Raw genomic sequence first — 11,928 nt, 5'->3', positions numbered from 1 at the left:
CCGTCGGCATTCCGGACCCGGTCACCGGCGGGAAGGCTAGCCGTCCACGGGGCGGGTACCCGTCGGACGTGGGCAACGACCGAACCGTGGCGCAGGTCCTGCTGGACCGCAGGAGCCACACCTACGCGGAGGACGCCGGCATCCGGCTCGCCGACCGACCCGGGCCGCTGTACCAGTTGCTGGTGCTGACCACCCTGCTGAGCACCCGGATCCGTGCCTGCGTGGCGGTGGACGCCGCGCGGGAGCTGTTCGCGGCCGGCTACCGCACACCGCAGGCGATGGAGGCGGCCAGTTGGCAGCAACGGGTCGACGCGCTGGGCCGGGGCCACTACCGCCGTTACGACGAGCGGACGGCCACCATGCTCGGCACCGGCGCCCGCCTGTGCCTGGACCGCTGGCACGGCGACCTGCGGCGGCTGCACGCGGAGGCCCGCGGTGACCCGGCCGGCCTGCGTCGCCGGCTCACCGAGTTCCCCGGCATCGGGCCCACCGGCGCGGACATCTACCTGCGCGAGGCGCAGACGGTCTGGTCCGACCTGCGCCCGTACGTCGACCGCCGGGCGTTGGCGGGGGCGAAGCGGCTGGGCCTGCCGGGCTCACCGGACGGGCTGGCCGGGCTGGTCGCCGAGCGAGACTTCGGCCGGCTCGCCTCGGCGCTGGTACGGGTGGCGCTCGGCGAGGAGTCCGCCGGTGAGGTCACCCGCGCCGCCACCGGCTGAGGCTCACTTGACGGTCTTGTCGCCCGGCCGGGTCAGGTGCCACACCAGCAGCGCGGCGAGCAGCGCCAGCACCACCAGCCCGCCGGAGATGCCCCGGCCCTCCTCGGGGCTGCGGCCGGCGGTGCCGAAATAGATCACCGCGAGGCCGGCCAGCACCGTGACGAACGTACGAAACCCTCGGTCCTTCACGTATCGCACCGTATGCGGGAGACATCCGCCGTGGGCGGATTCGACGGGGTTGTCCCCCGTCCGGGTGGCGCCCCGAAAGGCCGGCCGGCCAGTCAACGCTCCTCGGTGAACCCGCGCAGCCGCACGCGGCGGACCGCCCGGTCGGCGACCTCCACCACCTCCAGCGTCAGCCCGGGCAGCCGGACGGTCTCCCCCGGCTCGCCGGGCAGGTGACGGAGCCGGGCCAGCACCAACCCGGCCACCGTCGTGTACTCCCGCGACAGCGGGAAGCTCAACCGCACCCCCAGGTCGGGCAGGTCGTGCAGCGGAAAGTCACCGGGCACCAGCAGCGACCCGTCCGGCTCGCGAACGACTTCGTGCACGTCCCGGTCGGTCTCGTCGTACAACTCGCCGACCACCTCCGCCAGCAGGTCCTCCAGGGTGACCATGCCGTCGATGCCGCCGTGCTCGTCAACCACCAGGGCCAGCTGCTGGTGCTCCAGACGAAGCTGGCGCAGCGCGTCGGCGACCGGCAGCGTGACCGGCAGCAACAGCGGCGGGCGGGCCAGCTCCCCCACCGTGCCGTCGCCGGCCCGCACCAGGTCGCGGATGTGCACCACACCGATCACCTCGTCCAGGCCGCCGGGACCGATGACCGGCGCGCGGGACCGCCCGGCGACGGCGAGCCGTCGTACTCCCTCGCCGGCGGCCAGGGTGGCCGGCAGCGCGGTCACCTCCCGCCGGGCCACCAGGATCTCCCGCAGCGTCCGCCCGGCGATGTCGAACGCTCCGGTCAGGATCTCCCGCTGCTGGGCCGACAGGCCACGCTGACTGACCAGCATCTCGCGCAACTCCTCCTCGCTGGTCTCCTCCCGGCTGGCCTTCGGATTGCCACCAGCCAACCGGACCACGGCGTCGGTGGTCCGGCTGAGCAGCCACACCGCCGGCCGGGACAGCCGTGCGAGCAGGTCCAGCGGGCCGGCGCTGAGCAGCGCCCAGCGTTCCGCCCGCTGCATCGCCAACCGCTTCGGGGCCAGCTCACCGATCACCAGGGTGACGAACGTCAGCGCCACCGTCACCAGCACCACCGCGGCGGGGCGGGCCGCCGCGCCGAGGAAGCCGAGCGGGGCGACCAGCGGCTCGGCCAGCGACACCGCGGCGGCCGCCGAGGCGAGGAACCCGGCCAGGGTGATGCCGAGCTGGATGGTGGCCAGGTAGCGGTTCGGGTCGCGGGAGAGCCGCACCAGCCGGTCGCCGGCGCGGGTCCGCCGGCCCAACCGCCGCAGCTGCCCCTCGCGCAGCGTCACCAGCGCCATCTCGCTACCGGAGAGCGCGGCGTTGATCAGCACCAGCACGGCCACCAGCACCAACTGCCCCAGCTGAGCGCCCATCGCGTACCCCCGTCCCCCGCCTCAGGCCACTCAACCGCAGCGGGGCCGGTTGTGGGTCCGGTTTCCTGCCGGCCGGCGCCCGCTCAGTCGGTGTCCAGGTCGTCCAGGGAGATGGCGTGGGTCATCAGCCACCGCGCCAGCGCCGACATGCCGAACAACCAGAGCGGGGCGGACTCGGTGGGGCCGTTGGTGGCGTAGATGGCGAACCGCAGGTCCGGGGCGCGGTACGCCTCGATCCGCCACCGGTGCTGCCGATCCCGCCAGACCGCCGAAGGGTCCATGGCGTCACCGTAGGTGACGTTCGGAGATGTGGTGGCCGGTTGGGGACGGCTCGGCCATCCCCACACCCTGGCAGCCCGCCGCAATCCGATCAGCCCTCAATCACGCGCGGCAGGTCACGCGGCGCGATCTGCGGCGTCGGCCACGTCGCCGTAACGCTATGTCAGTCTCGAGTTTCACCGCCGGGCCTACTCCGCATCCTTTGCTCTGCTTAACAGGACGCAACACCAGGTCCGAAGTGCAGGAAGACCGAATCAACGCAACCGAGGCGACATCGCGTCGCATGACGGAACGTAACTGTTGCGCCGGTTGAAGCAGAGCAAAGGGACGCGACCAGGCGGGCGCGGCACCGCCACCGCCGCACACCGCGTCACCAACGGGCTTGCGGCGTTGCGCCCATCGTGAGCAGAGCACGCGGCTCGTGGGCCGAACGAGCCGCTCAGGTGACGACGACCCGGGCGTCGTCGGGCAGCCGGCGGGTCGCACCCCGCCGGTCGAGCAGCTCCAGCAACGGCACCGCCACCCGGCGGGTGGTGTCCAACGCCTGCCGGGCCGCGGAGAGGGTGAACGGCTGGGGCAGCCCGGCCAGCACCCGCACCGCGTCGTCGAGCGCGTCGGGGAGCAGCACCACAGTGTCGGCCAGCCGCAGCAACGCGCCGGCGCGCACCGCGGCCCCGATCTCCCGGGGGCCCAGGCCCAGGTCCACGAGGCGATCGGCTTCCGGGGCGCGGAACGGCCGGTCGGCGTACTCGGCGCGGACCCGCCGCACGGCCCGCGCCACCGGCTCAGGCAGCGCGCCGGCGCTCGCCTCGCCGACCCGGCCAGCGTGGATCCGCAGCGGCGGCCGGACCAGAGCCTCGACCAGCACCCGGTCGGGCAGTGCGAGACGCTGACACAGGGCGTCCACCGGCACCCCCGGCTCCAGCGGGTGCTCCCGGGCGTAGCGGGCAACCTCCTCGGCCAACTGGTCACCGAGTCGCCGCCAGTGCCCGGGATCGGCCAGCCAGTCGCCAGCCACCGGCGCGGCGTGCACCGGCACGCCCATCCGGACCAGCGTGCCGGACCGGACCAGTCGGCGGCGGCGCAGTTCGCCGGCCAGGTCGGGTCGGCCGTCCAGGTCGGCGAGGACCTGCGCGCGGGCGGCGGCGGCGCCCCGGCGGACCAGCGGCGGCGGGGCCACGTCCAGCACCCGCACCCCACCGGCCACCTGGTGCCGCCCCGGATCGCGCAGCAGCGCCCGGTCACCGACCAGCAGGGGCAGCGGGCGGGCCAACCGGAGCCGCACGGTGTCCGGGCCGAGCGGGCGGACCCGCACCGGCACCGCCGCCGACCCCACGTGCAGGGTGAGGGTGGCCGGCAGGTCGGCCGCCGGGTCGCCGGTGAGCCGGACGTCGACGAGGTCACTGCGGTGGAACCGACCCGGGGCGAGCAGCGCGTCGCCGCGGGCGAGCCGGTCGCGGGGCGTACCGCGCAGGTTGACCGCCACCCGCGCCACCGCCGCCACCTCGGGACGGGCCTGGCCGAGCGAGTGCAGGCCGCGTACCCGGACCGGTTCGTCACTGCCGGCCAACTCCAACTCGTCACCAACCCGCAAGCGGCCGGCGCCGAGCGTGCCGGTGACCACGGTGCCGCTGCCCCGCACGGTGAAGCTGCGGTCGACCCAGAGCCGGACCGGGTCATCCACCGTAGGGGCCGGCAGCCCGGCGGCGAGCCGGTCCAGGGCGGCGCGCAGCTCCGGCAGGCCGGCGCCGGTCAGCCCGCTGACCGCCACCGTCTCCACCGCGCCGAGACTCGTCGCCGCGATCTCGGCCCGGGCCCGGGCCGTCGCGGGCCCCGGATCGGCCAGGTCCGCGCGGGTCACCGCCAGCAGGCCGTACGCGACGCCGAGCGCGTCCAGCGCCGCCAGGTGCTCGGCGGACTGCGGCATCCACCCCTCGTCGGCGGCAACCACGATCAGCGCCGCCGGCACCGGGCCGACCCCGGCGAGCATGTTCGGCACGAATCGCTCGTGACCGGGTACGTCGACGAACGCGACCGTGCCGCCGGACGGCAGAGTCGTCCAGGCGAAACCCAAATCGATGGTCATCCCCCGGCGGCGTTCCTCGGCCCACCGGTCGGGCTCCATCCCGGTCAACGCGCGGACCAGGGTCGACTTGCCATGGTCGACGTGCCCCGCGGTGGCGACGACGAACACGGTCAGTCGTCCCCGGGTACGCGCAGCACGGCCGCCCGGACCGTCTCGTCATCCGTGGCGGGTACGCAGCGCAGGTCGAGCAGGAGCCGGCCACGCACCACCCGGCCGAGCACCGGCTGCTCGCCGGTGCGCAGCGGAGCGGCGTACCGCTCGGGCAGGCTCAGCGCCCAGGAGTCCAGCTCCACCCCGGGAGCGCCGCCACCGCCGACCACGGCGACGGCCGGCACCACCTCCGCCTTGCGGCCGTCCACGCCGAGACGGTCGCGCAGCCGCTCCACCCGCTCACGCAGGACCCCCGGGTCGGCGTGCAGCGCGAGCCGGGTCGGCGTGTCCGGGCTCTGCAGAGTGGCGGCCAGCGCGGCCAGGGTGAGTTTGTCCACGCGCAACGCCCGCGCCAGCGGATGGCGGCGCAGCCGGTCGACCAGCTCGGCGTCGCCGAGCAGCAGCCCCGCCTGCGGGCCGCCGAGCAGCTTGTCGCCGCTGGCGGTGACCAGCGTGGCGCCGGCGCGCAGCGTGCCGGCCGCGTCGGGCTCGTCGGGCAGCAGTGGATCCGGGACGAGCAGCCCCGAACCGATGTCGACGACCACCGGCACACCCAGGGTGGCCAGCTGCCGTACCGGGGTGGCCGAGGTGAAACCGGTGACCTGGAAGTTCGACGGGTGCACCTTGAGCACGAAGCCGGTCCTCGGGCCGAGCGCGGCCGCGTAGTCGGCGAGGGTGGTGCGGTTGGTGGTGCCCACCTCCCGCAGCCGGGCGCCGGTGCTCTCCAGCAGGTCGGGCAGGCGGAAACCGTCGCCGATCTCGACCAGCTCGCCCCGGCTGACCACGATCTCCCGGCCGGCGGCCAACGCGGTGGCGGCCAGCACCAGGGCGGCGGCGCCGTTGTTGACCACGTGCACGGCGCCCGCGTCCGGTACGGCAGCGGCCAGCGCGTCGAGCGCGTCGCGGCCGCGGCGGGCCCGCCGCCCGGTGCTCAGGTCCAGCTCCACGTCGGTGTGCCCGGCGGCGGCCACGATCGCGGCGACCGCGGTGGGCGACAGCGGCGCCCGACCCAGATTGGTGTGCAGCACGACGCCGGTGGCGTTGAGCACCGCGCGGGGGCCGGGTGCGGGCAGCGCGGCGACGGCCGCGTCACGCACCTCGTCGGGGCCGATCTCGCCGCGGCGGGCCCGCTCCTGCGCCCGGCCGACGACCGCCTTCACCCGGTCCCGGCCGAGCGTCGCGGTGGCCGCGGCCAGCCGCGGGTCGGCGAGCAGCGTGTCGGTGCCGGGCACCCGGCGCCGCGGGTCCACCGGGCCGTCGCCCATCGCGTCATCTCCTGCCGCCTGTTGGCGGAAGCGGACGGGAATCGAACCCGCCTGGCCCGGGTCCCGGACCACACCGGTTTTGAAGACCGGGAGGGGCACCAGCCGCCTGAACGCCTCCATCGGACATTCGATCACAGCGCGGGCGGGACCGCCCGGTCAGGTGACAGATCCGCCCTCGGTCCGGCGGGCTTCGAGCCGCTCGCGCTGCGGCACCACCGTGTAGCGGGGGTCACGGGCGGACGCGACGCCGCCGTAGAAGATGCCGAACCGGGTCGCGACGGAAGCGGCCAGCAGAGCGGCACCGGAGAACGCGCCGACCACCCGGCTGCGCCGGCCGACCAGAGCGCCGGCCACCCCGGCCGCGGTCAGCAGCCGACCGGCGCGCAGCAACCGACCAGGCCGGCCCCGCCGGTACGGCTCGCTGAGCAGGCCGAGGCGGGTTTCCACCCGGTGCGCGCCGTACAGTTCCATGGCCGCGCCGGCCACCGCCATCCGGCGGGCCGGCCCAGCCTCGGCCGGCGGCGCGGCGAGCAGACCCACGCCGGCGCCGCTGGCCAGGGCGCTGCCCGCGAAGATGACCGGCAGCTCCGGGTACGCCTCGTGCCACGACGGCACGGCCGTGTCGGCGAGCAGCACGCCGGTGTACGTGGCCAGCGCGGGCGCGGTGCCGGCGGCGAGCAGCCCGGCCGCGTGCCCGACCGGCGGCAGCGCCCGGCGGACCAGCCCGAGCAGCCCGCGCCGGGGCAGCCAGCCGGAGGCCTCGGCGATCGCGGCGACCCCGGCCGCCGGCCCGAAGGCGGTGAGGATCCAGGTGCCCATCGACATCGGCGAGGTGGGCTTGGCGATCCGGAGCATGTGGTGGAACCGGGCCGGCCTGCCCAGGTCCCGGACCAGGAAGACGGCGCTGGCGCTGACGGCGGCCAGCGCGGTGACCCGGCCGGCCCGGCGCAGCACCGGTCGGCCGGTGAGCTGCCCGCCCGCGGCGAGCAGCGACGAGCCGGCGGCCAGCCCGCCGGTGAACAGGTACGCGGCGATGTCCCACTTCCAGACCGGCGCCTTCAGGACCGGCCGGCCATAGTACGAGGTGAACTCGGCCTCCGGCACCCGCAGTTCCTCGCCACCGCCGCGACGACCACCACGCCGGCCCTTGTGTTCGGCGTTGCGCTGCGGCTGCGGGGTCACGTCCGCGTCGGCGCCGCCCGGCCGGCCCTGGATGCTCGTCTCCGGCCGGTCCAGCCGGTCGCGGAAGCGGCGGAACAGGTCGCCCACCTCCGGGTGGTGCGGACTCACGAGGAACCTCCGACGAACGCGGCGACGGTGGCCGCCGCCATGGCCAGTGCGGCGAGCCCGGCGCGTTTCCACATGGCCGGCAGATCGCGGGTGGTCACGATCGGGTCCGGCGGCAGCCCGTACACCTCCGGCTCATCCAACAACAGGAAGAACGCCCCATCACCACCCACCCCGTCGTTCGGGTCATGCCCGTACAGCCGTGCCTCGGGTACTCCGCGCTCGTGCAGCGTCGCGACCCGTGTGGCGGCCCGCTCCCGCAGCTCGTCGAGGGGCCCGTACTGGATCGACTCGGTCGGGCACGCCTGCGCACACGCCGGGGTCATGCCCGCGCCGAGCCGGTCGTAGCAGAGCGTGCACTTCCAGGCCCGACCGTCGTCCTTGCGCTGGTCGATCACGCCGTACGGGCAGGCGGAGATGCAGTAGCCACAGCCGTTGCAGATGTCCTCCTGCACCACGACGGTGCCGAACTCGGTGCGGAAGAGCGAGCCGGTCGGGCACACGTCCAGGCACGCGGCGTGGGTGCAGTGCTTGCACACGTCGGACATCATCAGCCAGCGGAAATCGGTGCGTTGCTCCGCGCCGGTGCCCCGACCCGGCGGCTGCGCACCCGGCATCCCGAGGAACTCCGGCCCCCGGCCGTCGCCGCGGGTGCCACTGTCACCGCGAGGGCCACCCGGGGCGATGGGAGTGCCGAGCACGTCGGGGCGGGGCTGCTCGATGAACGCGACATGCCGCCACGAGTTCGCGGTCAGCGCGCCCGTGTTGTCGTACGACATGCCGAGCAGGTCCAGGCCGGAGCCGGGCACCCCGTTCCACTCCTTGCAGGCCACCTCGCAGGCCTTGCAGCCGATGCAGACGCTGGTGTCGGTGAAGAACCCCATCCGCGGCGGCGCGGTCGACCAACCGGCGTCCGGTGCCGGATCCAGCGGCCCGTACAGGCTGTTCGGGTCAGGAATCACCGCGCCCCTCCCCGTCGCTGTCGGTGGTGATCACCGGGGCGTTGCGGCCCGGCGTGATTCCCGCCCGCCGCTGATACTCGGCCACCAGGTCGAGCAGCTCCGGGCCGGTGGGCCGGCGGCCGGCCCGGACGTCGCAGGTGCCGACCTTGCTCTCCTGGATCAGGACGTTGGGGTCGAGGCTGATCCCGAACAGGTCGTTGGCCGAGTCGCCGGTCACCAGGCCCTCGAAACCGAAGTGGTACGGCAACCACACCTGGTGGATGATCCGCCCGTCCACCCGCAACGGCGTCAACCGGTCCGTCACCAGCACCTTCGCCTCGATGGCGGCGCGGCCGCTGATCAGGTGGGCCCAGCCCAGGTGCGTCAACCCGACCTCGGCGGCCAACTCCGGCGACACCTCGACGAACATCTCCGGCTGCAGCTCGGCCAGCGGACGGACCGTCCGACTCATGCCGCCGGCCGTGTGGTGTTCGGTGAGCCGGCTGACCGTGAACACGTACGGGAAGACCTGACTGTGCTCCTGCGGCGGGCTCGGGTTCACCGAGTTGGCCGGATGGGCGTACATCTTGCGGGTCGGGTTGGCCTGCTGCCGGTAGAGCGGGTTACGTACCGGCGACTCGACCGGCTCGTAGTGCGTGGGCAACGGCCCGTCCAGGACCCCGCTGGGCGCGTACAGCCAGCCCTTGCCGTCGCCCTGCATGACGAACGGGTCGTCGCCGGCGATGCCCTCGGTGCCGGACGTACCCGGGGGCGGCCGGTACGACGGTGGTTTGGTCTTCTCGAAGTCCGGCACGTCGTAGCCGGTCCACTCGCCCTTGTCCGGATCCCACCAGACGTAGCGTTTGCGCTCGCTCCACGGGTTGCCGTCCGGGTCGGCCGAGGCCCGGTTGTAGAGGATGCGACGGTTCGCCGGCCACGCCCAGCCCCACTCGGCGGCCACCCAGTCCTGCTCGTGGCGAGACTTGCGCCGGGCCGCCTGGTTCACCCCGTCCGCGTAGACACCGGTGTAGATCCAGCAGCCGATTGCGGTGGAGCCGTCCGCGCGGGCCTCGCCGAACGAGGACAGTGGGCGGCCGGTCGACACGTCGTACCCGTTGATTTCGCGCAGCACCGATTCGCCGCTCGGCTCGGCGTGCGGGCCGTGCGTGGGGTAGTCCCAGGTGAGGTCGAGCAGCGCCCGGTCGCGTGGCAGCTCCGACCCGGCCAGCTTCTCCCGCAGCTTTCGGCCGAGGTGGTAGAAGAACCACAGCTCGGAACGGGCGTCGCCGGGCGGTTCGACGGCCTTCTCCCGCCACTGCAACAGCCGCTGCGTCTGCGTGAAGCTGCCCTCCTTCTCCACATGCGAGGCCGCGGGCAGGAAGAACACTTCGGTACGGCACTCTTCCGGCACGATCTCGCCGGTGGCCACCTCGGGGCCGTTCTGCCAGAACGTCGCACTCTCAATCATGAACAGGTCGCGGACGACCAGCCAGTCCAGGTTCGCCATGCCGAGGCGCTGCGCCCGCCCGTGCGCCGAACCGACCGCCGGGTTCTGCCCGAGCAGGAAGTATCCCTTGATCTTCCCGTCGATCATGTTCAGCACCTGCTGGTAGGTGCCGTGGTCGCCAGTCATCCGGGGCAGGTAGCCGTAACAGAAGTCGTTCTCGGCGGTGGCCGCGTCCCCCCAGTACGCCTTGAGCAGGCTCGCCGCGAACGAGCGGGCGTTGCCCCAGAAGCCCTTCTGCCCCGGGTGGCGGATGCTGTCCACCCACTCGTCGAACGTCGGGTGGTCGGCGTGGTGTGGCATCGGCAGGTAACCGGGCAGGAGGTTGAACAGCGTCGGGATGTCCGTGGAGCCCTGGATGCTGGCGTGCCCGCGCAGCGCCATCACTCCGCCGCCTGGGCGACCCATGTTGCCCAGCAGCAGCTGGATGATCGCGCCCGTGCGGATGTACTGCACGCCCACGCTGTGCTGCGTCCAGCCCACCGAGTAGATGAGCATGCCGGTGCGTTCCCGGCCGGAGTTCCGCGTCCAGGCCTCGGCCAGCTCCAGGAACTTCTCCTGGGAGATGCCGCAGACCCGCTCGACCATCTCCGGCGTGTAGCGGGCGAAGTGCCGCTTGAGGATCTGGTAAACGCAGCGTGGGTGCTGCAACGTCTCGTCGCGGCGGGTCTGCCCGCCCACCTCCGCGCCGTGCGACTCATGGCGCAGGCCGGCGGCGGTGTCCCGTTCCTTCGCGGTGTGGCCGCTGCCAGACGAGTTCTCGTGCCCCTCGTACTGCCAGCTGTCCTGCACGTAGCTGCCGGTCGCCGGGTCGAAGCCGGAGAAGAACCCGTCGCCTTCCTCGGTGTCGGTGAACTGCTCGCTGACGATCGTCGCCGCGTTGGTGTACGACAGCACGTACTCCCGGAAATCCAGCTCGTTGTCCAGGATGTACCGCACCACCCCGCCCAGCAGGGCGATGTCGGTGCCCGCCCGGATCGGCAGGTAGGCGTCCGCCACCGCGCTGGTCCGGGTGAACCGCGGGTCCACGTGGAAGACCTTCGCGCCCCGACGCTTCGCCTCCATCACCCACTGGAAGCCCACCGGATGCGCCTCGGCCATGTTCGAACCCTGAATGACGATGACGTCAGCGTTGGCGATGTCCTGCTGAAAATCCGTCGCACCGCCACGACCGAAGCTGGCCCCCAGACCGGGGACGGTGGCGGAGTGTCAAATACGGGCCTGGTTCTCGATCTGCAGCGCCCCCATCGCGGTGAACAACTTCTTGATGAGGTAGTTCTCCTCGTTGTCCAGCGTCGCCCCACCCAGGCTGGAGATGCCCAGCGTCCGGTTGAGCGGCCGGCCCTCGCCGTCGACGTCCTCCCAGGTCTGCTCGCGGGCGGCAAGCAACCGGTCGGCGATCATGTCGAGCGCGGTGTCGAGCTCCAGATCCTCCCACTGCGTGGAGTACGGCCGGCGGTAGCGAACCTTCGTCTGCCGCAACGGGCTGGTCACCAGGCTCTTGCTGGCCGAACCCTTCGGACAGAGCCGGCCCCGCGAGATCGGGCTGTCCGGGTCGCCCTCGATCTGGGTGACCTGCCCGTCCTTCACGAACACCCGCTGACCGCAACCCACCGCGCAGTACGGGCAGACCGAGCGGGCCACGCTGTCGGCGTCCTCGGTGCGGGGGGTCAACTCCGCCGAGCGGGCAGACTGCGCCGCGGCGCCCCGACCCAGCGGGTCCGTGCCGGTGAGCTGCCGGTAGACCGGCCAACCCTCGATGAAGGTCCGCAGACCCATCCCCGACACCCCCTCCCACGCGAGCGACCCCATGAACATAGGTCAACCGAGGCATGTTCGCGAACCGAGGAACCGGCAACTGACGCACACAACGCCGCCCCTGGCCGGTGGGCTGGGGGCGGCGTTGGTGTCGGTGTGCAGGTCGCCTCTCGGCGAGTGGCGCGACGCGGTTCCAGCCGAACGGTATTCCGCGAGGGCGATATTAGGTGAGGCCCGGGGACACTGGATCACACCGACACTGTCCACAACCAGCCGCGGCCCGACCTTGTTCCCCCACCCGGCGCCCCCGCCGTGACCTGCGAATCTTGGACAGTTTCCGTTCGCGGGTGACGGGAACTGTCCAAGATCTGGTCGTGGGT

9 protein-coding genes and 1 tRNA gene are annotated in these 11,928 nt (G+C 73.2%); 1 reads left to right on the top strand and 9 read right to left on the bottom strand.

All coding sequences use genetic code 11. The features are described 5' to 3' along the window. Positions 1 to 68 precede the first annotated feature (68 nt). Positions 69 to 719 (top strand): hypothetical protein, encoded by a 651-nt coding sequence (locus ACFYPS_RS02900; RefSeq protein ID WP_354968279.1) that lies wholly within the window; start codon positions 69 to 71, stop codon positions 717 to 719. 3 nt (positions 720 to 722) lie between these two features. Here the strand turns inward: ACFYPS_RS02900 and ACFYPS_RS02895 are convergent, their stop codons facing one another. The 9 genes from ACFYPS_RS02895 to fdh form a co-directional block, all read right to left on the bottom strand. Beyond that, positions 723 to 908, bottom strand: a complete 186-nt coding sequence (locus tag ACFYPS_RS02895; RefSeq protein WP_089022156.1) for a hypothetical protein — start codon at positions 906 to 908, stop codon at positions 723 to 725. 92 nt (positions 909 to 1,000) lie between these two features. Continuing rightward, positions 1,001 to 2,278 (bottom strand): hemolysin family protein, encoded by a 1,278-nt coding sequence (locus ACFYPS_RS02890; protein WP_354968278.1) that lies wholly within the window; start codon positions 2,276 to 2,278, stop codon positions 1,001 to 1,003. Positions 2,279 to 2,361: 83 nt separating this feature from the next. Beyond that, positions 2,362 to 2,559, bottom strand: coding sequence for a hypothetical protein (locus ACFYPS_RS02885; protein WP_354968277.1), 198 nt, complete (start codon positions 2,557 to 2,559; stop codon positions 2,362 to 2,364). A 437-nt stretch (positions 2,560 to 2,996) separates the two neighbouring features. Next, on the bottom strand, positions 2,997 to 4,751 hold the full coding sequence (gene selB, locus ACFYPS_RS02880) for a selenocysteine-specific translation elongation factor (RefSeq protein WP_354968276.1): 1,755 nt from the start codon (positions 4,749 to 4,751) through the stop codon (positions 2,997 to 2,999). Positions 4,752 to 4,753: 2 nt separating this feature from the next. Next, positions 4,754 to 6,058, bottom strand: coding sequence for an L-seryl-tRNA(Sec) selenium transferase (gene selA / locus ACFYPS_RS02875; protein ID WP_354968275.1), 1,305 nt, complete (start codon positions 6,056 to 6,058; stop codon positions 4,754 to 4,756). A gap of 22 nt (positions 6,059 to 6,080) precedes the next feature. Then, positions 6,081 to 6,176, bottom strand: a tRNA-Sec gene (locus tag ACFYPS_RS02870). Between the two features lie 38 nt (positions 6,177 to 6,214). Next, the gene (nrfD, locus tag ACFYPS_RS02865; protein WP_354968274.1) at positions 6,215 to 7,348 is read right to left on the bottom strand and encodes an NrfD/PsrC family molybdoenzyme membrane anchor subunit; all 1,134 of its coding nucleotides are present in this window, start codon (positions 7,346 to 7,348) and stop codon (positions 6,215 to 6,217) included. Further along, positions 7,345 to 8,304 carry a 4Fe-4S dicluster domain-containing protein gene (locus ACFYPS_RS02860; protein WP_354968311.1) on the bottom strand — a complete coding sequence of 320 codons (960 nt, stop codon included), beginning with the start codon at positions 8,302 to 8,304 and terminating at the stop codon, positions 7,345 to 7,347. The genes nrfD and ACFYPS_RS02860 overlap by 4 nt, the downstream gene beginning before the upstream one ends. Beyond that, a complete protein-coding gene (gene fdh / locus ACFYPS_RS02855) occupies positions 8,297 to 11,569 on the bottom strand; it encodes a formate dehydrogenase (RefSeq protein ID WP_354968273.1) in 3,273 nt (1,090 codons plus the stop codon). Before fdh ends, ACFYPS_RS02860 begins: the two co-directional genes overlap by 8 nt. Positions 11,570 to 11,928: the final 359 nt, after the last annotated feature.

The organism is Micromonospora sp. NPDC005087 (assembly GCF_042872965.1).
Taxonomy (GTDB): Bacteria; Actinomycetota; Actinomycetes; order Mycobacteriales; family Micromonosporaceae; genus Micromonospora.
This window is presented reverse-complemented; position numbering and strand designations above follow the sequence as displayed.

Excerpts from the sequence above, each read along its gene's own strand:
- ACFYPS_RS02885 (WP_354968277.1), bottom strand. The coding sequence starts at position 2,559 with ATGGACCCTTCGGCGGTCTGGCGGGATCGGCAGCACCGGTGGCGGATC.
- selA (WP_354968275.1), bottom strand. The coding sequence starts at position 6,058 with ATGGGCGACGGCCCGGTGGACCCGCGGCGCCGGGTGCCCGGCACCGAC.
- ACFYPS_RS02890 (WP_354968278.1), bottom strand. The coding sequence starts at position 2,278 with ATGGGCGCTCAGCTGGGGCAGTTGGTGCTGGTGGCCGTGCTGGTGCTG.